18 protein-coding genes and 1 pseudogene are annotated in these 23499 nt (G+C 66.5%); 7 read left to right on the top strand and 12 right to left on the bottom strand.

Annotation, left to right across the window (positions count from 1 at the left end; translation table 11 throughout):
- Positions 1 to 35: 35 nt before the first annotated feature.
- Positions 36 to 659, bottom strand: coding sequence for a rhomboid family intramembrane serine protease (locus DL544_RS13825; protein WP_005417591.1), 624 nt, complete (start codon positions 657 to 659; stop codon positions 36 to 38).
- A 7-nt stretch (positions 660 to 666) separates the two neighbouring features.
- Positions 667 to 2232 carry a POT-type proton-dependent oligopeptide transporter gene (locus DL544_RS13830; RefSeq protein ID WP_061477998.1) on the bottom strand — a complete coding sequence of 522 codons (1566 nt, stop codon included), beginning with the start codon at positions 2230 to 2232 and terminating at the stop codon, positions 667 to 669.
- Between the two features lie 162 nt (positions 2233 to 2394).
- Here DL544_RS13830 and DL544_RS13835 point away from each other — a divergent pair, with 162 nt between their 5' ends.
- Positions 2395 to 3243 carry an endonuclease/exonuclease/phosphatase family protein gene (locus DL544_RS13835; protein ID WP_065186062.1) on the top strand — a complete coding sequence of 283 codons (849 nt, stop codon included), beginning with the start codon at positions 2395 to 2397 and terminating at the stop codon, positions 3241 to 3243.
- A gap of 131 nt (positions 3244 to 3374) precedes the next feature.
- Here the strand turns inward: DL544_RS13835 and DL544_RS13840 are convergent, their stop codons facing one another.
- The gene (locus tag DL544_RS13840) at positions 3375 to 3986 is read right to left on the bottom strand and encodes a superoxide dismutase (RefSeq protein ID WP_005410310.1); all 612 of its coding nucleotides are present in this window, start codon (positions 3984 to 3986) and stop codon (positions 3375 to 3377) included.
- Positions 3987 to 4204: 218 nt separating this feature from the next.
- On the opposite strand from DL544_RS13840, the gene DL544_RS13845 reads away from it, so the two are divergent.
- On the top strand, positions 4205 to 4657 hold the full coding sequence (locus DL544_RS13845; protein ID WP_065178290.1) for a guanyl-specific ribonuclease: 453 nt from the start codon (positions 4205 to 4207) through the stop codon (positions 4655 to 4657).
- Positions 4657 to 5070: a barstar family protein gene (locus DL544_RS13850; RefSeq protein WP_065196636.1), complete on the top strand. Its 414-nt coding sequence runs from the start codon at positions 4657 to 4659 to the stop codon at positions 5068 to 5070. The genes DL544_RS13845 and DL544_RS13850 overlap by 1 nt, the downstream gene beginning before the upstream one ends.
- A gap of 184 nt (positions 5071 to 5254) precedes the next feature.
- Here the strand turns inward: DL544_RS13850 and DL544_RS13855 are convergent, their stop codons facing one another.
- Both DL544_RS13855 and DL544_RS13860 read right to left on the bottom strand, forming a co-directional pair.
- Positions 5255 to 7015 carry a hypothetical protein gene (locus DL544_RS13855; RefSeq protein WP_139727371.1) on the bottom strand — a complete coding sequence of 587 codons (1761 nt, stop codon included), beginning with the start codon at positions 7013 to 7015 and terminating at the stop codon, positions 5255 to 5257.
- Between the two features lie 10 nt (positions 7016 to 7025).
- Complete coding sequence (locus tag DL544_RS13860; RefSeq protein ID WP_049417239.1) at positions 7026 to 7625, bottom strand: NfuA family Fe-S biogenesis protein; 600 nt, start codon at positions 7623 to 7625, stop codon at positions 7026 to 7028.
- Positions 7626 to 7715: 90 nt separating this feature from the next.
- Here DL544_RS13860 and DL544_RS13865 point away from each other — a divergent pair, with 90 nt between their 5' ends.
- The 3 genes from DL544_RS13865 to zupT all read left to right on the top strand — a co-directional run bounded on the left by DL544_RS13865 (position 7716) and on the right by zupT (position 9385).
- Positions 7716 to 8066 carry a 4a-hydroxytetrahydrobiopterin dehydratase gene (locus DL544_RS13865; protein WP_021203009.1) on the top strand — a complete coding sequence of 117 codons (351 nt, stop codon included), beginning with the start codon at positions 7716 to 7718 and terminating at the stop codon, positions 8064 to 8066.
- A complete protein-coding gene (locus tag DL544_RS13870; RefSeq protein WP_065178285.1) occupies positions 8063 to 8479 on the top strand; it encodes an energy transducer TonB in 417 nt (138 codons plus the stop codon). Before DL544_RS13865 ends, DL544_RS13870 begins: the two co-directional genes overlap by 4 nt.
- Positions 8480 to 8554: 75 nt before the next feature.
- Positions 8555 to 9385, top strand: coding sequence for a zinc transporter ZupT (zupT, locus tag DL544_RS13875; protein WP_139727373.1), 831 nt, complete (start codon positions 8555 to 8557; stop codon positions 9383 to 9385).
- 347 nt (positions 9386 to 9732) lie between these two features.
- Here the strand turns inward: zupT and DL544_RS13880 are convergent, their stop codons facing one another.
- Complete coding sequence (locus tag DL544_RS13880) at positions 9733 to 10707, bottom strand: RluA family pseudouridine synthase (RefSeq protein ID WP_031269982.1); 975 nt, start codon at positions 10705 to 10707, stop codon at positions 9733 to 9735.
- Between the two features lie 408 nt (positions 10708 to 11115).
- Here DL544_RS13880 and rne point away from each other — a divergent pair.
- A pseudogene (gene rne, locus DL544_RS13885) lies at positions 11116 to 14401 on the top strand (ribonuclease E).
- A 165-nt stretch (positions 14402 to 14566) separates the two neighbouring features.
- On the opposite strand, the gene DL544_RS13890 reads toward rne, so the two are convergent.
- From DL544_RS13890 to DL544_RS13915, 6 genes are read right to left on the bottom strand one after another with little or no spacing between them, the layout of a single operon-like run.
- Entirely contained in the window at positions 14567 to 15451 is an 885-nt protein-coding gene (locus DL544_RS13890; RefSeq protein ID WP_065178282.1) for an endonuclease/exonuclease/phosphatase family protein, read from the bottom strand.
- A 2-nt stretch (positions 15452 to 15453) separates the two neighbouring features.
- Entirely contained in the window at positions 15454 to 18621 is a 3168-nt protein-coding gene (locus DL544_RS13895) for a discoidin domain-containing protein (RefSeq protein ID WP_065178281.1), read from the bottom strand.
- Entirely contained in the window at positions 18618 to 19454 is an 837-nt protein-coding gene (locus tag DL544_RS13900; RefSeq protein ID WP_005417620.1) for a carbohydrate ABC transporter permease, read from the bottom strand. Before DL544_RS13900 ends, DL544_RS13895 begins: the two co-directional genes overlap by 4 nt.
- Positions 19451 to 20332 carry a carbohydrate ABC transporter permease gene (locus tag DL544_RS13905; RefSeq protein WP_005410323.1) on the bottom strand — a complete coding sequence of 294 codons (882 nt, stop codon included), beginning with the start codon at positions 20330 to 20332 and terminating at the stop codon, positions 19451 to 19453. Before DL544_RS13905 ends, DL544_RS13900 begins: the two co-directional genes overlap by 4 nt.
- A complete protein-coding gene (locus tag DL544_RS13910; protein WP_053497855.1) occupies positions 20329 to 21669 on the bottom strand; it encodes a sugar ABC transporter substrate-binding protein in 1341 nt (446 codons plus the stop codon). The genes DL544_RS13905 and DL544_RS13910 overlap by 4 nt, the downstream gene beginning before the upstream one ends.
- A gap of 4 nt (positions 21670 to 21673) precedes the next feature.
- Positions 21674 to 23278, bottom strand: a complete 1605-nt coding sequence (locus DL544_RS13915) for a glucoamylase family protein (protein ID WP_005417626.1) — start codon at positions 23276 to 23278, stop codon at positions 21674 to 21676.
- Positions 23279 to 23499 lie beyond the last annotated feature (221 nt).

Here is a 23499-nt window from a genome sequence, read left to right on the forward strand (position 1 = left end):
GGGGCCGGATCCACAGGATCCGACCCCGGCACGCTTCAGCCGCCCAGGCGGAAGGTCGGGTTGGAGAGTTCGCGCAGGAAGTGGTTGAAGATGCTCGGCTGCATGGCCAGCATGAAGATCACGCCGAACGCCGCACCTGCCAGGTGAGCGCTGTGGTTGATGCGGTCGCCGCCGCGCTTGTCCATCCAGATGCTGTAGCCGACGTAGAACGCGGCATAGATGATCGCCGGTGCCGGGATGAAGAACACCAGGATGATCGACCACGGCTTGATCAGGATGAAGGCGAACAGCACCGCCGACACCGCACCGGATGCCCCGAGGCTGAGGTAGTTCGGGTTCTTCTGGTTCTTCAGGTAGCTGGGCAGGATCGAGACCAGCAGCGCGCCGATGTAGAACGCCGGGTAGGTCAGGTAGCTGCCGGTCAGCTGCACCATCACGCTCTCGATGAATCCCCCGAAGAAGAACAGGGTGATCATGTTGAAGATCAGGTGCGACCAGTCGGCGTGGATGAAGCCATAGGTCACCAGCCGGTCGTACTGGCGATGGCGGTCGACGGCCGGCGGCCACAGGATCAGGCGATCGGCCAGCTTGCGGTTGTTGAACGCCATCCACGACAGGATGGCGGTGATGGCGATCAACAGCAGATTGACGGGGGTCATGTCAGGCTCAGGCGCTACGGTAGTTGTCGACCATACGATAGCGTTTCGCGTACCAACCGAAGGCCAACGCCGCGACGAAGGCGAAACCGGCGAAGAAGAACATCAGGAACGCCGCTTCGCTCAGGCCCGTACTGGCAATCCTGTGGGTCACGGCATCGTTGCGCACGGCAGCGTTCGACAGCAGCACCCACAGGTTGCCGATGGTGGTGGTCAGGTTCCAGAAGCTCATCACCACACCCTTCATCGCCTGTGGCGCCTGGCTGTAGGCGAACTCCAGGCCGGTGGCCGAGACCAGCACCTCACCGAAGGTCAGCAGCGCATACGGCAGCATCTGCCAGAAGATCGACATGGCGTTGCCGCCGTCCATCACCACCTGGATGCCGCCGACCACGATCCAGGCCAGGCCGCTGAAGGCGATGCCGGCGGTCATGCGGCGCAGCGCGGTCGGCTCAAAGCCGAAGCGGCGCAGGGCCGGGTACAGCACCAGGTTGTTGAACGGAATCAGGATCATCACCAGCAGCGGGTTCAGCGCCTGCATCTGCGAGGCGGTGAACCAGCTCGGCATCTGCATCTGCTGGCCCTGCAGGACCCAGGTCGAGGCCTTCTGGTCGAACAGCGAGAAGAACGGCGTGGTCAGCGCGAAGATCACCAGCACGCGCAGCACCGAGCGCACGCCTTCCACGGCTTCGGCCGGATGCTGGCCGCGGGCGCGGTCCAGCTGCAACCAGGTACCGCCACCGATGCCGGCGAGGATGGCCACCAGCGCCAGGCACAGGCAGATCACGATGCCCAGCGAGCCGACCAGGCCGAACGAGGCCGCCGCCAGCGCCAGGCCGAGCACGGCGATCACCAGGCCCGGACGGCCCTGGCCGGCCACGCGCGTGGTCAGCGCGGTACGCACCACGTTGGCGAACGAATGCGGATCCTTCGGCGGCAGCGGCACCAGCACGTAGCGCTTGCGGCCCAGCCAGAACACGAAGGTAGCAATGAACATCAGGATGCCCGGGATACCGAACGCCCACTGCGGACCCCAGTTCTTCAGTGCCAGCGGGATCAGCAGCGAGGCGAACAGCGAGCCGAAGTTGATGATCCAGTAGAAGGCGTCGAAGACGATCTTGGCCAGGTGCTTGTTGCTCTGGTCGAACTGGTCGCCCATGAACGAGGCCACCAGCGGCTTGATGCCACCGGCACCCAGCGCGATCAGGCCCAGGCCGAGGAAGAAGCCCTCGCGGCTGTTCTCGAACAGCGCCAGGCACAGGTGGCCGGCGCAGTAGACCAGGCTGAACCAGAGGATCGTGTGGTACTTGCCGAAGAACCTGTCGGCCAGCCAGCCACCGAGCAGCGGGAAGAAATACACGCCGATCATGAAGCTGTGCATGATGTCCTTGGCTTCACCGGCACGGCCTTCCGCAGTGATTTCCTGCAGCAGCAGCGAGGTGATCAGGAACTGCACCAGGATGTTGCGCATCCCGTAGAAACTGAACCGTTCGCAGGCCTCATTGCCGATGATGTACGGAATCTGGCGCGGCATCTTTCCTTGGCCGGCGATGGGGGCGACTGCGTCGTGGCTCATCCTGTAAGGCATTCCTGCAAAGCGAAAGGCGCAAGGTTACCGGAACCGGGGCTTGCGAAGCACGCTGCAGGGCTGCATGACAACGGTGCCAATCCGTGGCAGGCAGTGCAGGCCCTGCCGGAAGTCACGGCACCTGCACGGCAAAAGCGTAAACTTATCGTTATGCGCCCCCTCGCCCCCGCCCGCCTCCTGCTCAGCTGCCTTGCGCTGTTGCTGGCATTGCAGGCGCAGGCACGACCACAGGCGCCGGCCGCCGTTGCCCGTGAGAGCGAACCTCGGCAGCTGACGGTAGCCGCGCTGGAGCTGCCCAGCCGCGATGACGCGCAATGGAAGCAGCGCCGCGAGCAGGTCGCACAACTGCTGACCGACCTGCAGCCGGACGTGATCTCGGTGCAGCAGGTGCTGCAGCAGCAAGGCCGCAACCCGGCCTGCTGGCTGGCCAGCCGGCTGCGCTACAGCTGCGACTTCGTCACCGCCGACCCACCCAGCCAGCCACTGCGCCATGGCAACGCCATGCTGACCCGGCTGCCGGTGAGCGAGGACGGCGTGACCCTGCTGCATCCTCCCGGCACCTTCAGTGCGGCCGGCATGATGCGGCTGAAGCTGGGCGAGGCGCTGGTCAACATCTATGTGGCGCGGCTCCGCCCGGACCCGGACGAGGCCACCGCCCGCCAACACCAGACCAGCGACCTGATGACCTGGATCGGCGCCACCGCCGAAGGCATGCCCAGCCTGATCGCGGGCGACTTTTCGGCCAGCACGGTTGAGCTGGTGCGTAGCACGCCCGGCTTCCAGCCGGCACGGCGCAATCCCGGCGGCCGCGCCGAGCCGCCTGCAGCCAGTGGTGGCGGCGCCAGTGGCCACGGCTTGGACGTGCTGTTCCAGGTCAAGCACTTCGGCGGCATCCGCCAGCAGCCGATCCTGCTGCCCGCCGACGGCGACCTGCCCGGACTGCGCCTCGGCGTGTTGGCAACCCTGCGCCTGCAGGACGATACGGCCACTGCCGAATAGGTCGTGCCGGCCGCAGGCCGGCTCCCCGGGGACCACACGATTGCGGGCCAGCGGCCGGCGCTACCGAATGAATCCTGCAACAGGAAAGGCCGGGGTCTCCCCCGGCCTTTCCACTCATCCCATCACCGCAATCAGGCGATCGCTTCCTGGTAACGGCGCTCGACTTCATTCCAGTCGATGACGTTGAAGAACGCGCCGATGTATTCCGGGCGGCGGTTCTGGTACTTCAGGTAGTACGCGTGCTCCCAAACGTCCAGGCCGAGGATCGGCGTGTTGCCTTCCATCAGCGGGCTGTCCTGGTTGCCGGTGCTCTCGACCACGACCTTCTTGTCCGGGGTCACGCTCAGCCATGCCCAGCCACTGCCGAAACGGGTCAGCGCCGCCTTGGTGAAGGCATCCTTGAACTTGTCGAAACCGCCCAGGTCCTTGTCGATGGCCTTGGCCACGTCACCCACCGGGTTGCCGCCCGCGTTCGGGGCCATCACGGTCCAGAACAGCGAGTGGTTGGCATGGCCACCACCGTTGTTGCGCACCGGACCCTGCAGGTTCTCCGGCAGCGACTTGAGCTTCTTCACCAGCTCTTCGACCGGCAGGTCAGCGTATTCGGTGCCTTCCAGCGCCGCGTTGACGTTGTTGATGTAGGTCTGGTGATGCTTGGTGTGATGGATTTCCATCGTCGCCGCATCGATATGCGGCTCCAGCGCGTCGTAGGCGTAGGACAGCTTGGGCAGGGTGTAGGCCATGATGCATCTCCTGATTGCGAGGGCACCCGACGATGTCGGGCGGTGCGCCGTGAATGATGGGGACAGACCCGCAGATTACCAAGGGGATGTAAAGGAAATTGCGTCCTGCCAGTGAGCACGACGGCAATTGTTACGCAGCAGTGACGCGGCGCCCTCCTCATGTGCCATGCAGCGCGCAGGCGCTACAGTGCATGTACCACCCTCGCCCGCCCCTGCCCATGCGCAACCCCCGGCTGCTGATCACCGCCATCGCCCTGCTGCTGCTCGGCCTGGTCGCCAACCATTTCCTGCAGCGGCCGCCGACGCCACAGTTCGCACCGGACCTGCAGGGAACACCGACCGCACGGGCGCCTGCCACGGCCACGCCCGGACGGGACAACGGCCTGCCCGCGTTCCTGCCCACCGAAGCACGCCAGACCATTGCCCTGATCCAGCGAGGCGGTCCATTCCCGCACCGCCAGGACGGCACCACCTTCGGCAACCGTGAACAGCAATTGCCGCAACGTCCGCGTGGCTACTACCGCGAGTACACCGTCGACACCCCCGGTGCACGCACGCGTGGCACGCGCCGCATCGTCACCGGCGGCGATCCGCCGGAGGCGTGGTACTACACCGACGACCACTACGAATCGTTCCGCAGCTTCACCGTACCGGCCCAGGGAGCGCAGTGATGAGCCACGATGATTTCGGCCTCGGCCTGCATGACATCAACAATGCCGGCGTCTATGCCATCGACAGCGATGACATCGGCGCGCTGGCCGCAGCAATGCGCGATGCCAGCCTGAAGGTGATCCGCATCGATCTGGAGGGCGTGACGGACAAGCGCACCCTGCTCGCCCGGCTCGCCGCGCAACTGGATTTCCCGGCCGGTTTCGGCGGCAACTGGGATGCACTGTCGGACAACCTGCGTGATCTGCAATGGCTGCCAGCCAACGGCTACGCGCTGTTCCTGGCCGACGTGGATGCGCTGCGTGCCGGCGCACAGAAGGACTTCGACACCCTGCTGGACGTGATGGATGAAGCCAGCCGCGATTGGGTGGGTCGCGATGTGCCGTTCTGGGTGTTCCTGTCGCAGAGCACGTAAGGTCAGTGCCTGGGTAGAGGCCGACCTTGGTCGGCGCTTCTGTGCCAACCAAGGTTGGCATCTACCAAAGCACGCCAGCACGACCGCCACATCCCGCTGTGGGTCCAGCGAAAAGCCCCCTTGTTGTTCAAGGGGCGCGCCAACGGCGCGGGGATAAGGGAACATGCGTGGACAACGGCAGCCGCTAGCGGCTGCCGTTGTCTTCCTGCAGTTCTTTCTTGAACGGAATGTCCGGCGGCGGCCGTGCCACGGCCGGCTGGTCCTGCATGTTGGGGTTGGTCAGGCCACAGCCACCGCCGGCCTGCAGGATCGAAATGACGCAGGAAATCCTCGTGTTGGTGCCCGGCAGTGGAATCTCCATCGCCTTGACGCCCTTGCGCACCCATTCGGCCAGCAGCGATTCCTGTGGCACCCAGTACTTGTCGAGCGACGTCGGCGTGTAGTCGTACGGCGGACGTTTCAGCCATGTGCCCGATTGCGCGATGCGCTCCTTGCTCCAGCCGTCGTTGGCGCCACCGGGCGCACCTCGCTCGGCGTGGCCGTCGCCGTCCTGGCCCGGCACGCGTACGCTGCCATCGGCATTGAACAGGCCATTGCCCCTGCCGGCGGCACTGGCCTGGCGGGCACCGCCATTGCTGCCGTCGCGGCTGCGGCTGGAAGATCCCCAGTCATCGCCCTTGGCCGGTGTCGCCCAGTTGCCGGGATCGGGGGCCGGGCGCGCTCCTGCGTTTGCCGGTGTGCTGCTGGAGGCTGACGGACGCGTGCTGCTGCTCGTCTGCGCCGCGCGGCCTTGGGCCGCAGCCGCAGGCGTCACGGTGGCACTGCCACTGGAGGATGCCGGTGCCACCGCCGGTGCCGGGGCCACTTCACGCTCCCGCACCTGTACATCACGGCCGGTGGGCGCGCGTACGGCGGGCTCACGCCCGGCCACCGCCGCCATCCGCACCTGCGGATCGGCCACGGCCTGCACTTCACGTTCACGCACCTGCACGTCCTGCTGTGGCACGCGCACCTGCATTTCAGGGCTGCGCAGCGGTTTGGGCGCGACGGGCGCTTCGACGATGCTGACTTCGCGTTCGCGCACCTGGATGTCACGCACCTGCGGCGTGCGCACGGCCAGTTCCGGGCTGCGCATCTGGCTTGGCGTCGGCGGCGCCTGCACCGGCTGCACGCTGCGCTCGCGCACAACGGGCGTGCTGTCACGTGGTACGACGCTGACTTCGGTTCGCGGCACGCTGACCGGCGGCACCACGAAATCCGTGCTGGCCTGCGCCACCTCGGTGGCCTGGACCGGTGAAGGCGGCGGCGCGGCAACCGGCGCCGGCTCGGCTTCGGCTGGCGGCGGAGGAACACCGGCGGTCGGCGCGGATGCAGGGGAAGATGCGGCGGCTTCGGCAGCCGCCGGACGCGGGGCAGGAGCTGTGGCGGCGTCCGCCTGCTGCCCCGTCGCAACCCGACCTGCCGCAGCGGCCGCAGCGACTTCGGCGCCGGGCTGATCGCCCCCGCCTTCCTGGGTCGCGCGGCCGACGAACTCCACCTGCACGCGCTCGCCCTCGGCGCCCTCTTCGTCTGGCGCAGTGGTGCGGATCACCGCCACCCACAGCAGCAGCATGAAGAACAGCAGGTGCAGCAGTGCGCTGATCAGCGCCGAGGTCCAGCGCATCCAGCGCTGGTCGCGCGGCGCAGCGTCCCAGTCCTGCCAGAACAGACGGCGCAACGCCTGCCACGGTGACAACTGCGGCGATTGGCCTGGCCGGCCGGGCAGCGGACGCGGCAGCAATACCGCAATCACTTCGCGGGCGTGCAGCGGTCGCGGCAGCGGCCCCAGCGAGCGCAGCCACAACGCCCAGCCATAAGGCAGGCGCGTGGTCTTCTCAAGGACAGCGCGGGGCTGCTGGCGCGCCAGCAGCAGATCGATGAGTTGCTCGGCCCGGGTCAGAGGCACGCGTCAGCGATCAGGCGACGTTGTCGCGCGGGATGTACGGCGCGTGGCCGCTGTCGTGGTCGGTCGCGTCGCGCACGGCGGTCACGCCCGGCACACGGCCCATCAGGGTCTTTTCGATGCCCTGCTTGAGCGTCACGTCGGCCATGCCGCAGCCCTGGCAGCCACCACCGAAGCGCAGCAGCACCACGCCGTCGGCCGAGACTTCCTGCACGGCCACCTTGCCGCCATGCGAGGCCAGCTGCGGATTGACTTCGTTCTCCACCACCCAGTGCACGCGCTCGACCAGCGAGGCCGCATCACCGGGCGCTTCACCCTTGATGCGCGGCGCCTTGATGGTCAACTGCTGGGCACCGGCGGTGCCGGCGACGATGTCGATCTCGGCACCGTCGAGCCAGCCAACGCTGCCAGCATCGACATAGAGGGTGAAGCCATCGCAGTCCACCGCCCACTCGTCGCCCAGCAGGTCGGTGGGTTCGGCGAACTCCAGCCGGGCATCGGCGCGCGGAGTACCGGGGTCGACCGCGCTCAGGCGCACGCCCATGCCAGGCACGCCCTCGCGTTCGATCAGCTTGCGGAAATGGGTCTGGGCAGTGTCGGAGATCTGGATCATCAGGCTATTCTAGCCAAGTAAGCGTCAGCCGCTCATTCGGTTTATACACCGTCCGGCGCATTGTTCAGTCAACACGAGGTGGAGATTCCCATGGCCGACCTGATTCCACTGGCCCAGGCCCGTTGCGTGCCACGCAAAGGCAGCGACCACAAGCTCGGCGAAGCCCGCCTGGCCGAACTGCTGCCGCAGGTTCCCGGCTGGGAGCTGAGCGAGGGCGGGCAGGCCCTGACGCGCACCTTCCGCTTCAAGGATTACTACGCCACCATGGCCTTCGTGAACGCGCTGGCCTGGATTGCCCATCGCGAGGACCACCATCCGGACCTGGGCGTGCACTACGACCGCGCGGTCGTGCGCTTTTCCACCCATGACGTGGGCGGTCTGAGCGAGAACGACTTCATCTGCGCGGCCAAGACTTCGGCCCTGACGGAGCAACTGCCATGAACGTACGCTTGCTGAGCCTGTCCCTGATCGCTGCGGCCGGCCTGGCCGGCTGCGGCTCGTCCGAACCGCCGGCACCACCGCCGCCGCCGCCAACCGAAGTCGCAGCAGTGAAGACGCCGCCGCCGCAGTACCCGCTTGAACTGGCCTGCATGGGCGTGGGCGGCACCAGTACGTTCAAGGTGACCATCGGCACCGACGGCAAGCCGAGCGAGGTCGCCCTGCTGACTGGCGCGGGCAACCCGCAGCTGGACGAACTGGCCAAAACCGCCGTGCAGGGCTGGCAGTTCAAGGCCGCGACACGCAATGGCCAGGCGGTGCCGGCCACCATCCAGGTGCCGGTCAGCTTCAACCCGCCGCAGCCGAAGCCGGACCAGTGCTTCGCCATTGAAGAGCGCCTGCGCCGCGGCGGCTGATCGCACGCACCCGACGAGGCCAGCCGGCGCCCGCCTCGCCCTCGCCGCCCCGGCCCTGTCCGGGGCGGTTGTCTGTTGACCAGGACTGCGTCGGTAGATGCTGCAGATTCCCCCGAAAACATCTGGATTGCGCTGGCGGTCACCCTCGCGGCCGGCCTCGCCACTGCGATCGGCAGCCTGCTGGTGCTGTTCTCGCGCCGCCCCAACCCGCGCCTGCTGGCCTTCGGCCTGGCCTTCGCCGGCGGCGCGATGGTCTATGTGTCGCTGTCGGAAATCCTCAACAAGTCCATTGCTTCGTTCGCACTGGCCCATGGCGAACGCACCGGTTTCACCTACGGCACCCTGGCGTTCCTGCTGGGCGTGATCGTGATCGTGCTGATCGACCACTTCATTCCCAACCCGCATGACAGCCTGGACAAGCAAGATCCTGCGTTCCGCGAGAACAGCCGCGAGTACCTGAAGCGGGTCGCGCTGCTGACTTCCGTCGCGATCACCGCGCACAATTTCCCGGAAGGGCTGGCGACCTTCTTCGCCACGCTGGAAAGCCCGTCGGTGGGCATGCCACTGGCCTTTGCGATTGCCATCCACAACATCCCCGAGGGCATCGCGATCGCGGTGCCGGTGTACTTCGCCACCCAGAACAAGGCCTATGCATTCAGCGCCAGCCTGCTGTCGGGTCTGGCCGAGCCGGTGGGCGCGGCGCTCGGCTACTGGTTGCTGTCCGGGTCGCTTTCGCACGCCACCTTCGGCTGGGTGTTCGGGCTGATTGCCGGCGTGATGGTGTTCCTGGCACTGGATGAACTGTTGCCGGCCGCCAAGCGCTATGCGAAGGGCCACGAGACCGTTTATGGGCTGGTGGCGGGCATGGGCTCGCTGGCGATCAGCCTGGTGCTGTTCAAGTGGTGAGGGATTTGCAGCCAACGGGCTGAGCCCCCTCGCGGCTGGTACGTCCCACAGTATCGAGAGGTCACGGGCGGGTATGGGCCTACGCTGCGGATGTCCGGGTCCGCCTTGTAGCGAGCCGAGCACCGCAGGTCCGGCGAGGGCGAAGAGGCGCGGGTGTCTGAGCGCAGCGAGTTCCGCGCCGTCCCTCGGCGGACCGAGGAGCGCAGGGCACCGGCGCGCGGCGCCGGCTCGCGGATGGCGGCGTGTTTCTTTGGTTACTTTCTTTGCACGAGCAAAGAAAGTGACAAGCCCACTCTCCGCAGGGAAGCGACGGCGCCGACCAAGCACCCGGCGCCGCCGAACCGCCGTCAGCGCAGCCGGTCCAGCGCCTCGACCAGCTCATCGGCCAGCGGCGCGTTCAGCACATACGGACTCTTGCCGTCGTCCAGTGCAAACTCCAGCGAGGCCGCGTGCAGAAACAGTCGCTTCAGTCCGATCTGCTCACGAAGCCGCTTGTTGACCGCAGGATCGCCGTATTTGTCGTCACCGGCCACCGGATGGCCCAGATGCTGGGCATGCACGCGGATCTGATGGGTGCGGCCGGTTTCGATGCGCACCTCGCAGTACGAATGGCCGCCGCGGCGCTCCAGCACCCGGAAGTGACTGATCGATTCCTTGCCGATCGCATTGACCTGTACATGGCGCTCGCCGCCCTGGCGCAGGCCCACGTGCAGCGGCGCGTCGACGGTCATCACGCCGTCCGGCATGCGGCCGGCCAGCAGGGTCAGATAGCGCTTGCGGATGCCGGCGCCGTGGTCTTCACGCAACAGCGCCTGCAGTTCGCTCAGTGCCGAACGCTTCTTGGCCACGATCAGCAGGCCCGAGGTGTCGCGATCCAGCCGATGGACCAGCTCCAGTGTCTGTCCCGGGCGCAAGGCGCGCAGGGTCTCGATGGCACCGAAGCTGATGCCGCTGCCGCCGTGGCTGGCCACGCCGGAGGGCTTGTTCAGGGCCAGCAGCCGGGCGTCCTCGAAGACGATGGCCTGCTCCAGGCGGCGCATGAACGCCTCTGGCGGACCGGCCTTGTCTCCTTCCTCGCTGAGACGGACCGGCGGCACACGCACCTCATCGCCCGCCTCCAGCTTGCGCTCGGCCTTGGCGCGGCCGCCGTTCACCCGAACCTGCCCACTGCGCACCAGCTTGTACACCAGACTGCGCGGGGCTCCCTTCAGCTGGCCGAGCAGGAAGTTGTCCAGGCGCTGGCCGGCGCGGTCGGCGGGAACGGTGATCATGCGCACGGAAGGCTTGTCGCCAGCGGGTTTGGTCGGGTCTTGGGCGGTCATCAGGCTGTTTATTCTGTTACACTCGGGGGGCGAGATAAGGGATTGATTTCGTTGGAAGTTACTCAGGGCCAGAAGCCCAGCTTCCGACGAATCCGGCACAGTGCGCGACCACCGCCCGCGGGGCGGCCATGTTAGCGGCTCACCGGCCTTCCCGGCCATCGCCGGATGCCTGACACGCAACCGTGCTGAACATGTCCCGCGTGGCGCTCCAGCCTGGCTGACAGCTGCCTGCGGCCCTGCAACACCCAAAAACCCATAAGAGTGAAGCGCTCCCGCGGCCTGCCGTGGTGTCGTAGCGCTGGAAACCCAAGCCGCCCTCCCCGCGCTTGCGCGAATGGGCGGCGAGCCGTGTCCAGAGGCGAAACCCCATGGCGTTCCGCGCGGTAGCCGCTTGCGAGGAACGCAACAATGAAGCGAATGCTGATCAACGCCACGCAGGCTGAAGAGCTGCGTGTTGCCATCGTGGATGGCCAGTCGTTGTATGACATCGACATCGAACAGCCGTCGAAGGAACAGAAGAAGTCCAACATCTACAAGGGCCGGATCTTCCGCATCGAGCCCTCGCTGGAAGCCGCCTTCGTCGAGTATGGCGGTGGCCGCCATGGCTTCCTGCCGCTGAAGGAGATTTCCCGCGACTACTTCCAGGCCGGTGTCGACCAGAACAAGGCCGGTATCCGCGAGCTGCTGAAGGAAGGCCAGGAGATCGTTGTCCAGGTCGACAAGGAAGAGCGTGGCAACAAGGGCGCCGCCCTGACCACGTTCATCTCGCTGGCCGGCCGCTACATGGTGCTGATGCCGAACTCGCCCAGCGCCGGCGGTGTGTCCCGCCGCATCGAGGGCGAAGACCGTGCCGCGCTGAAGGAGGCCCTGGACAAGCTGAACATTCCCGACGACATGGGGGTGATCATCCGCACCGCCGGCGTCGGTCGCGATGCGGAAGAGCTGCAGTGGGACCTGGACTACCTGCTCAACGTCTGGCGCGCCATCGCCGAAGCCGCACTGAGCAAGCCGGCCCCGTTCCTGATCTACCAGGAATCACGCCTGATCGTGCGCGCCCTGCGTGACTACCTGCGCGCCGACATCGGCGAGATCCTGGTGGACACCGAGGAGATGTACGAGCACGCCCGCGAGTTCATGCAGCAGGTGATGCCGCAGACCCTGCGCAAGCTCAAGCACTACAAGGACGACATCCCGCTGTTCAACCGCTTCCAGATCGAGTCGCAGATCGAAGGTGCCTACGAGCGCAACGTGCGCCTGCCGTCGGGTGGCTCGATCGTGGTCGACCAGACCGAAGCACTGACCGCAGTCGACGTGAACTCCTCGCGCGCCACCAAGGGCAGCGACATCGAGGACACCGCGTTCCAGACCAACCTGGAAGCGGCCGAGGAAGTGGCTCGCCAACTGCGCCTGCGCGACCTGGGCGGCCTGGTGGTGATCGACTTCATCGACATGGCCTCCAACAAGCACCAGCGCGAGGTCGAGAACCGCCTGGCCAACGCGCTGAAGTACGACCGTGCCCGCGTGCAGGTCGGCCGCATCTCGCGCTTCGGCCTGCTGGAAATGAGCCGCCAGCGCCTGCGCCCGAGCCTGGGCGAATCCAGCCAGATCGTCTGCCCGCGTTGCGACGGCCACGGCCGCATGCGCAGCGTCGAGTCGCTGTCGCTGTCGATCATCCGCGTCGCCGAAGAGCACGCGATGAAGGAGAACACCGGGCAGGTGCTGGTCCAGGCGCCGGTGGAGATCGCCAACTACCTGTTGAACGAGAAGCGCAGCGCCCTGCGCGAGATCGAGCAGCGCCACGAAGCGCCGATCGTGATCGTCGCCGACGAGCAGCTGCACACCCCGCACTATGCCGTCACCCGCCTGCGTGAGAACGAGCTCGGTGAAGAGAGCAGCAAGCCCAGCTACCAGCGCGGCACCCCGCGCAAGCTGCCGGTGCACGCCCTGACCAAGGGCCAGCTGAACATCCGCCGCCGGCCGTGACCCAGGTCAAGCACACCTCTCCCGCCCCGGTGCGCGAGGAAGCGGCTCCGGCTGCAGCCGCTCCGGCTCCGGTCGTGGCAGCGCCAGTGGCGCCGGCTTCGAGCGGCGGCGTGATCGGTTGGCTCAAGCGCGTGTTCGGTGGCGAGCCGGCACCAGCGCCGGCTCCGGCCGCCCCGGCTCCGCGCCAGCAGCAGGACGGTGGTCGCAAGGACCGCAACAAGGATCGCAACAAGGATCGCAAGGACCGTCGCGACGAAAACCGTGGCAACGGTGGCAACGGTAACGCGCAGCAGCAGAAGGATGGCGGCAACCGCAAGGACCGTGCTGAGCAGCGCAACAAGGACGGCCGCAACGGCAACAACGGCAATGCCCAGCAGCAGCCACAGCAGGGCAGGCAGAAAGAACCGCAGCAGAAGGATGGCCAGCAGCAGCCGCAGCAGCAGAACAAGCCGCGCAACGAGCAGCAGGGCCAGAACCAGAACCAGAACCAGCCGAAGCTGAAGCAGCCCAAGCAGCCGCGCCAGCAGCAGGACGGTGACAAGCCGGCCGAAAAGCCGCAGCGCAGCGCCGCCGAGCTGCCGGCCGAGGCCGTGGCGGCAGCCGTAGCCGCTACGGCCGTCGCTGCCAACGTCGTGACCGCGCAGGAAGCCACTGCGCCGGTGGCGCCGGTTGCACCGGCTGCCTCCGCTCCGGCGGCAGTCACTGCACCGGCCGACAGCACTGCCAACGCCGCCAATGAGGCCGAGGCGATTGCCGTGACCGGTGAAGAGGCTGCCCTCGACGCCAACGGCGAGCAGGCCGGTGAAGGCGCAACCCGCCGCCGCCGTGGCCGTCGTGGTGGCCGTCGCCGCCGTCGTGGTGGCGCCGAGAACGCTGCCGGCAGCGATGGCCTGGGCGATGATCAGGACGACGCGGACGACGGTGATGACACCGATGCCGCTGATGTCGCCGGGCAGAGCAACGACAGCGTTGCCGGGACCACTCCGGTGGCCGCGGCACAGCCGGCGCGTTCGCAGCCGGAGTTCGAATTCGATGACGAAGCCGAACCGACCGCTGCCGAAGCCGAGAAGCCGGTCCGCGCCGCCGCCGCTGCTGTCGCCGCACCGGTCGCGGTGGTGAGCAGCGCCGTGATCGACGCTCCTGCATCGGTCGTGGCGAAGGTACAGGCTCCGGTCGAAGCCGTCGCCAAGGCCGAACCGGCGGCGTCGCCGGTGCAGACCAGCATGCTTGATGCCATCGACGCTGCAACCCCGGCCCAGCCAGCGGTAGCGGCAGCCCCGGCGGTCGAAGCGAAGCCGGTGGTGGTTGAGGCTGCCCCGGTCGCTGAAGCCACTGCGGTGGTCGAAGTGAAGTCGGCCGTGGCCGAGGCCGAGGCTGCTGCGGTCGTGGAATCGAAGCCGGAGATCGCTGAAGCCGCTCCGGCGGTCGAAGCCAAGCCGCTGGCCGTTGAGGCTGCCCCGGTGGCGGAAGCCGCTCCTGCATTTGAAGCCAAACCGGTCGTCGAGACCGCACCGGTCGCCGAACAGCCGGTCGCGCCGGTGGCAGTTGAAGCGGCACCGGTGGAAGCTGCGGCCCGGTTGCCGATGCAGTGGTGACACCGTCGATCGATCCGGTCGCCGATGGCCACGCCGATGCGGCAGCCCAGGCGGCCGAAGCCAAGGCCGACGAAGAAGGCGAAGAAGGCGCCAAGCGCACGCCGCCGGCGAACTGATCGCGCTTTGATCGCGTGAAAAAGCGGCGGGGATCGATGATCCCCGCCGCTTCTGTTTGTGCGCTGGGCGCGTGCAGCGCTCTGGGAGGCCAACCCTGGTCGGCGCCGTTGTTGGAGCGAACGCGGACACGTCCGTGCCAACCCAGGGTGGCACCTACCAGGACATCAGCGCGTCGGAGCGAACTGCAGGCGGGTCCACACGCCGTAGTGGTCCGAGGCCCAGCGACCGCTGTCATCGGGCTGGTCGAACAGGAGCTTGGCCTCACGTGCAACCATCGCGTCCTGCTGGAAGAAGATGTGGTCGATCCGCGAGGCCACCGGGTAGTAGTGCCTGTTCAGCGTACTGACCCCGGCCAGGTCGGTGTTGACGTGCACGCTGCCGTAGCTGTCACCGTAATGGCTGCGCAGCTCGCTCAGGTCACTGGCATCGACCAGTGCGTTGAAGTCGCCCGCGATCACCACCGGTGCGCCGGCCGAGGTGCTGGCGATGAAGCGCAGCAGGTCCTCGACCTGGGTGCGACGGATGCGCTGGCCATTCTCGTCGCTGCGCTCGTTGAAGTGGGTGGCATAGACGTTGACCGCCTTGCCGTCCACATCGATGCGCAGATGGGCGACCGTCCGATAATCGTCCAGCGGCCGCAACAGGTGCTCACCTTGGGCGAGGATCGGGCGCCGGCTCAGCAGCGCGTTGCCGTAACGTTTCGGCGCGCCCACCGGATCGGTGGAGACGAAGATGTACCTGTAGCCCAGCTGGCTGGCCAGCCACTGTGCCTGGTTGCGCACGTTACGGCGTTGGATCACCTCCTGCAGGGCAACCGCATCCGGCTGCAGGCGCTTGAGTTCGGCCAGGATGGTGCGGCGGCGGCTCGGCCAGTCCTCGCGGTCGTGATGCAGGTTGAAGGTCACCATGCTCATGCCTGGCGCGCTGGCGACGTCAGCCGCCGTCGCGGCGGTTGGCACGGCTGCCATCACGGCACCCGGCAATGCCAATGCAATGGCCAGTCCCAGGGCACGCACGGCCGCGCGCACCCTTGCCCCCTGCTGCTTCATCGTTACTGCCCCTTGCGCTCGGCGCGGCGCACCGCGCCCGGTACATCGATCTCGACCCGCGCCGGCAGCTGGTGCACGTGCAGTTCCCTGTTGGTCCATTCGGCCGCTTCGCCGTTGATGGTCGCCTCGCCCGGATCACCGGCGTACGGCCACGGCAAGACCACGCCACCGACCGGTGGCACCAGGCCCGGCTGCACCTCCAGCACCAGCTGCTTGTCGCTGCGCTGCAGGTGGTAGTTGAGCTGGCCCTGCGGCGTGCGCAGGCCCTGCACGGCGATGCCCTCGCCCTGCAGCCAGGCGGTCGGAATGCCGGCGGCCAATACCAGCGCATCGTCCATGTCACGGCTGTAGGCGAACATGTCCAGGGCCGAGCGCACGAAGTCCGAGGCCACCCAGGCATGCGGCAGGTCACCGACGAAGAACGGCTTGCGTGGCGTGCGCGAGACCACTTCGGCCCACTGGTTCCAGGCCTGCGGCGTACGGTCCTTGAAGAAGAACTCAGTCGCCTGCCAGGCGCGATCGCGCCAGCCGAGGCGGACGAAGGCGGCCACGTTGCGCCACTCGTAGGGCGTGTAGTCCTTCCACTCGCGCTTGCCATCGCGACGGGCCACGAACTCCTTCCAGTAGCGCTCGAAGGTGGCATCGAGCGCCTGCTGCGGAAGGCGCCCCTGTTCACCGCCCGGAGCCAGCGCGATGGTGGTCGAGGTCGCATCGAAATCGCCCAGCTCGGCCGAGCCCGGCAGGTAATCGATGTTGTGCTGCTGCATCGCCGACAGCAGTGAGGCCTGCAGGTCATCACGGAACTGGTCACGCGATTCGGCAATCTGCATGGCTTCGACCTTGCCCAGCTGGGCCGCCAGCGATGCCGCATCCTTGTAGCCGCGCAACGCCCAGAAATTGTCCCAGTACGAATGCATCGGCTTGGCCGAATAGCCTTCATGGCTGATAGAGGCCGGCATCATCCCGTAGAACGCCGGATTGCGCGCCCGATTCTCGTCCGTGCGCTCGCTGGCGCGCAGTTGCTCCATGTAGTTATAGGCGCCCTGCACATGCGGCCACATCAGTTCGGCGAAGGTGCTGTCACCGGTATAGCGCCCATATTCGGCAATGCTGTAGATCAGCTCGCCATGGCTGTCGTTCTCCGGCACCGGATCGCTGCCACGTGCATCGACACAGCACGGCACCTTGCCATTCTCGAACTGATAGGGCGCATACCAGTTGATGTAATCACGCACCGCATCACTGCGCCCCATGCGCAGCAGGCCCTCGGAAATCATCGCGCCATCGCGGATCCAGCTGCGCGCGTACGAGCGCGTGCCCGGCTGCAGGCGCGGGCCGACCCGCGAGATCAGCATATGCGCCACGGCGGTGCGCAGGGTATCGACCAGTGCCTGGCCCGCAGCCGGTACCTGCAACGAGACCACCCCCAGCTTCTGCCGCCACTGCTCTGCGACCTGCGCCTGCGCCTTGGCCACATCCAGCGCCTGCGGCGCCCAGCCTCCGGTCTGTGGCAACACCACCGCCACTTCTCGGCTCTGGCCAGGCTCCAGCCTGATCGTATACAGCAGCGCACCGGACGCCATGCCGGTGCTGTCCTTCACCGCCGTGCTGGCCGGGTATTTCCCGGAGGCCAGATGCATCGCGTCGAGCTTGCCATCGAACGTGCTGGCGAAGCGCGCATCCGGCACTTGCAACGGATAGATGCGCGGCTCACCGTTGATGCGCACCAGCTGTTCGCCCACATCCAGCGCATCGATGCGACTGAAGCCGCCGACGGTGTTGAGGAACTGGGTCGGCGGGTTCACCTGCCACGGCCGGATCGCCAGCGCCAGGGTGTACTCGTGCGCCACCTTGTCCGGATTGCTCAACCGGTAGCGACCGATCAGCTGCGCGCGCTCCGGCGTGCCCTGCACGAAGCTGGTTACCGCCAGGCCGGCCTTCTCATGCACCCAGTCGACATTGGCGATGGGCAGGTAGCGATCCTGCAGCGACTGGGTGATGGCCACCTTCGACCAGTCCAGCAACTTGCCGTCCACGCGGATGAACGGCTCGATGCTGAAACTGCCCTTGGCCGGTTCCAGCGCACCGTCCTCGCTGATCAGTGCCTGCTCCTGGCCGCCATCGAGGCCGAGCAGGGTCCAGTACGGCTGTTCGCCCACATATGCGCGCGGCAGCGAGCCGCGCGGCAGGTCGGCCGCCACCGAGGACAGGAATGCGTTCGGCGTGGCCGCGAACGCCAGCGGCTTGAGCGTGATGTCACGGATGCCATAGCGCCAGTTCGGGCCATCGTGCAGATCGAAGCGCACGTAGCGCGCGTCGGTATCCGGCAGCGCCAGCCAGTCGCGGCCGCCCGCACCGCCGGCCACCTCGCGCACGGTGCGCCAGTCCCGGCCATCCTCGGACGTACGCACGGTGTAGCGATTGGCTTCCAGGTTCGGCAGCCAGTCAATCACCGCACCGCCGATCTCGCGGCTCTTGTGCAGGTCCAGGCTGATGGTCTGCTGCTTGACCCCGCCACTGATCCAGAACGTATCGCTCTTTCCGTCAATCATCCGGTCCTGCAGCGCGGTGGCGGTGTCGGCGATCACCGATGGCACCAGCGCCGAATCATCCTGCGGCGGCAGGCCCTGCAGGGTCAGCTTGTCGAAGCACACCGTGCCACGGCCGCCGACCTTGCTGTAGATCGTGAACTCGACCGCAGCGCTGCGCGCCATCTCCTTCTCCGGCGACGGCCCCCACGCCTTGTCGATCTGGCGACGGCGGTATTCGACCGGCGTCCACGCCTTGGGGAAGCTGTAGCCCGGGTGATTGACCCACCAGACATTATCGCCGCTGGCATCGATCAGCTTGAACTGCAGGTCGTTGCCCGGCGAATCTCCCCGCAGCTGGAAGCCGAAGCGGTAGTTGGCCGGGTACTCGATGCCCAGCGCGCGGCGGATGCCGACGTAGCCCGACACCTTGTGGAAATCGTAGTCCAGGCACAGCGCGCGGCCGCCACCGGCACCGCTCACCGGCCGCAGCGAACCGCTGACCTGGTCGGACAGCACCAGCTTCCAGGCGCCGATGTCGTCGAAATCGTCCAGTACCTTCGGCGCCGGCAGTGCCGGTGGTGCGGCGATCGCCAGGGAAGTCCACAACAGGCCCAGTCCAACGGCGATCGCTCGCTTCATCCCTTGACGCTCCCCAGCAACAGACCTTGGATGTAGTAACGCTGCAGCACCAGGAACAGTGCCAGCACCGGAACCACGGTGACGACCGCGCCAGCCATCATCATTTCCACGTCCATGATGTGCTCGCGCGAGAGGGTGGCCAGCGCCACCGGCAAAGTGTAGTGCTCCTGGTCGGTCAACACGATCAGCGGCCACATGAAATCGTTCCATGCACCCATGAAGGTGAAGATCGCCAGGGTCACCAGTACCGGCTTGAGCATCGGCAGCACGATCTGGAAGAAGATGCGCAACTCCCCCGCGCCGTCGATGCGCGCCGCTTCAAGCAGCTCGTCCGGGATCGAACGCGCGTACTGGCGCACCAGGAAGATGCCGAACACGCTGGCCAGCGCCGGCACGATCACCCCGCCAAAGCTGTTGACCAGGCCCAGCTGCTTCATCAGCAGGAACAGCGGCAGCATCGCCACCTGCGCCGGAATCACCAGTGCTGCCATCAGCACCTGGAACAGGCGTTCGCGGCCAACGAAGTTGAGCTTGGCGAAGGCGTAGCCGGCCATGGTGTTGAGCAGCAGCGAACCCAGCGTGATAGCCAGCGACACCAGCAGGCTGTTGGCGAAGTTGCCGCCCATGCCGGTGCGCGCGAACAGCTCGTGGTAGTTGTGCGTGGTGATGCTCGAAGGCAGCAGTGGCGGCGGGAAATGACTGGCCTCACCCTGCGGCATGAACGAGACCGAGAGCATCCACAGCAGCGGTGCAAGGCTGACCAGGGCCAGCACCAGCAGCGCACCATTGATCATCCACGGATACCAGCGCGACTGGCCGATTTCACGACTCATACCAACTGCCTCTTGCGGCCGAAACGCAGCATCACGGTGGTCACCGCCAGGATGATCAGGAACAGCAGGAACGCTACAGCCGATGCGCGTCCCAGGTTCCACCACTTGAAGCCTTCCTCGAACATGAAATACAGCACGCTGACGGTGCTCTGCAGTGGATCGCCGCGGGTCATGACGTACGGCTCGGCGAACAGCTGGAAGTAGCCGGACACGGTGATCACCCCGACCACCAGCAGTACCGGGCCGAGCATCGGCAGGGTGATGTGCAGGAACTGCTTCCAGCGCGAAGCACCGTCGATGCGCGCGGCTTCGTACAGGTCATGCGGGATCGCCTGCAGGCCGGCGAGGAAGATCACCATGTTGTAACCGAAGTTCTTCCACACCGCGAACAGCATGATGGTCGGCATTGCCCAGTTGGGATCACCCAGCCAGTCGATCGGACTGATGCCCAGGTGGCCCAGCCCGTAGTTCACCAGGCCATAGCTGGTATGGAACAGGTAGCGCCAGATCACCGCCACCGCCACCAGCGTGGTCACCACCGGCGCGAACAGTGCCGTACGGAACAGCGCCTTGAAGCGCGCGGCCGGTGCGTTGAGCAGCATGGCCGCGCCCAGCGACACGCCGATCGACAACGGTACGCCGATCAACACGAAGTAGGTGGTGTTCCACAGCGACTTCCAGAACATCGGCGTCTGCAGCAGGTCGATGTAGTTCCCCAGGCCGACGAAGCGCAGGTTGCTGCTGTCGGCCAGTGCATAGAGGTCGAAGTCAGTCACGCTCAGCGCCAGCGCCGAGGCGACCGGCAGGCCGAAGAACACGCCCAGCACGATCAGCGAGGGGCCGGCGAAGATCCAGCCGGCCAGCGAAGTACGTTTCATTGCGCGCTCCCGGCGGCCACTGCGCTGCTCGAGCGCGGCGACGGCGCGCGCTCCTGCAGGCGTTGTTGTTCATGCATCCAGCGGCGCTTGGCCAGCACCTTGTCCACGCGCTGGTCCAGTTCGGCCACGGCCTTGTCCTGCGGCAGGCCACCGCGCACGACCTTCTCGGTGACAATGCGCATTTCCTGCACGATGCGCTCCCATTCGAGCACCTTCGGCGTCGGCTTGACCCGCTCCAGCTGATCACGGAACGCGGCGGCCAGTGGATCGTTGGCCAGCGACGGCGCGTTCCAGGCACTGCGGCGCGGCGGCAGATCGCCGATGATCGAATGGAAGCGTGCCTGGATTTCCGGGCGCGACAGGAATTCGATCAGCTTCCAGGACGCCTCCTTCTGCTGCGATTTGCGGAAGATCACCAGGCTGGTGCCACCGGCGATGCCCGCGCCCGGACCGTCCGGCCCCGGCAGCGCAGCGGTGCCCCACTGCCCTTCCAGTTCCTTCGGCTGCAGTTTCTTGAACTCGCGGATGTTCCAGGGACCGGAGATGTAGAACACGTTGAAGCCGCGGAAGAATTCATCCCAGACGTTGGAGATCTGTGTCTCGGACATCTTCGGCGCCCAGCCCTGCTCGAACATGTTGGCGTAGAAGGACAGCGTGCGGCGGAACCCCGGGCTGGCGAAATTGCCGCGGGTATCGTCGTCGCGCAGCAGCGGATCGGGCTGCTGCAGGGCCAGCGACAGCTGCTGCTCGAACTCATTGATCGGCATCAGCACCGCGTAGCGGTTCGGGCCCTGCATGCGCTTGATCGCCGCCATCTGCTCCTCCCACTCCGGCCACGTGCGCGGCGGGTGGTCGTAGCCGGCCTTGGCCAGCAGGTCCTTGCGGTAGTAGATCAGGCGCGTATCGACGTACCACGGCACGCCGACCAGCTCACCGTGGATCACGTTGGTGTCCCAGATGCCCTGGAAGTAATCTTTCGGGTCGACCACGGTGGAGCGCTGCACGAACGGCTGCAGCGGGGTCAATGCATCGAGTTCGGCGAACTCCGGCACCCAGGTATTGCCGAGCTGGCACACGTCCGGCAGTCCGTCGGCAGCGAACGCGGTCAGCAGCTTTTCGTGCGCGGCGGTCCACGGGATGTTCTGCACATCCACCTTGATGCCGGGATTTTCGGCCTCGAACTCGTGGATCAGCTCGCTGACCACCTCGGCTTCGCGGCCCATCGCCCAGAAGCGCACGGTGGTGGTGCCCGGTTCGGTGCGGGCGCAGCCGGCCACGGCCAGGGCGGCCAGGGCAGGCAGCGCCCAGCGGCGCAGGCGGTCGATCCAGTTCGGCATCGGGTTACTTGCCCTGGCCTGTGGTGCGGTTGGCATTGTTCTTCTGTTCCTGCGCGGCAGCCGCGCGTGATTCGGCGATACCCACCGCGCGTGCTGCCGCGGCCTTTTCGTCCTTCTGCAGTTCCAGCGGCTGGAACGACCCTTCCGGCGCCAGCCAGCCGCCGCTGAATCCGGCCCGCTCCAGGCCCTTGCGGATGTACGGATTCTTCTTCATCACTTCCCAGACGAAGTCGTTGCGGTAGTTGGCGATCATGGTCAGGATCGGCCCCTGGTCGATGGCGATGTAGTCGCTGGCGACCCAGCCGCGATCCGGCACCAGGCGACCGGTCTTGATCGGGATGTCATAGTTGAAGCTGGGATTGAACGAATCCAGGAAGCCGTAGCTGGAATAGATGTAGTCGCCGTAGCGCTTGTGCATTTCCAGCGTGGCCGGGATCACCTGCTCGGGCGCGAACACCACCGAGGCGATCGCCGCAGTCGGGGCAATGGTGCCGTCATCGAAGTTCTCGCGCAGGCCGGCGCCGCGCGAGGAGTAATGGCGGAACTGGCGCTGTTCGCCGCGGTACTCCTGCGTGGTGTTCTGCGGGCCATCACTGGCGGTCAGGCCCCAGACGTTCTCGCCATAGTCCTTCCACTGCATCGGGTTGGCGATGGCGTATTCGCGCTGGGCCAGCGCGGCCGAGCGGCTGTTGAGGAAATAGGTGCTGCCGCGCTCGCGCATGTACGCGTCCTGGATATCGCGGAAATCGATCCAGACGTGGCTGTACTGGTGGCCGAACAGCGGGCCGAAGGAAAGGTATTCCTGGCCCTGGTAGACACCCCAGTCGTTGTCATAGGTGCGCGTCCACACCGTCCACGCGTCCGGGCTGACCGGGTGCGTGGGCGAGCCCAGGGCGAGGATGTAGACCATCATCGCCTCGTTGTAGCCCATCCAGTCGTGGTCGATGAAGCCGCTCTCGGGGAACCAGCCCATCGAGATCAGCGGTGCACGCTGCTGCAGCCACGGCCAGTCGACCTTCTTGTACAAGGTATCGGCAATCTGGCGGATTTCCTTCTCGCGCGGATCGTCACCGTCGTAGTACGACTGCGCGAACAGCACGCCCATCATCAGCAGTGCGGTATCCACCGAGGACAGTTCGACCCAGCTGTCGTAGCGACGGCCTTCCTGCATGTCCAGGAAGTGATAGTAGAAACCCTTGTAGCCCGCCTTGCCGGTGCGCTGCGGGCCCATCGGCACGTCGCGGAAGAATTTCAGGGTGGTCAGGGTCCGGTCGATCGCCTGGTTGCGGCTGACCCAGCCGTTCTCGATACCGATGGGATAAGCGGTCAGCGCGAAACCCACCGACGCGATGCTTGCGAACGGCCGCGACGGATAGCGGTCCGGGGTCAGGCCATTGATCTCGTTGGTGGTGTCCCAGAAGAACTGGAAGGTGCGGCGCTCGATGTCATCGAACAGCGGCGGCAGCTCCGGCTTCATCGGCCGCGGCGGTGCATCGGCCTCGATCAGGATCACCGGCGGACGCGGCTTGGCAGGCTCCTGCTGGGCCGGCTGGCAGGCGGCGACGGCCAGGCTCAACGCTGCCGCGGACAACAGATGGCGTGCCTGCATGGCGCGGTTCCTCCGGTGGTCTGATCGATGGGAAAGCATACCGTCCAATGATCTGAAATCGTTTACAAGATGCGCTCTTAAAAAAACCACGAAAAACGTGGTTTGACACCGCGATCATTGCCCACGCCGCTGCCCCCTGCCCGGCAGCGGCGTGGGCAATGGACCGGCACGGGGCCGGCCATTGCCGTTCTCACACAATCGATGCCGCCGGCGGACCGGCG

Source organism: Stenotrophomonas sp. pho, assembly GCF_006228405.1.
GTDB lineage: Bacteria > Pseudomonadota > Gammaproteobacteria > Xanthomonadales > Xanthomonadaceae > Stenotrophomonas > Stenotrophomonas sepilia.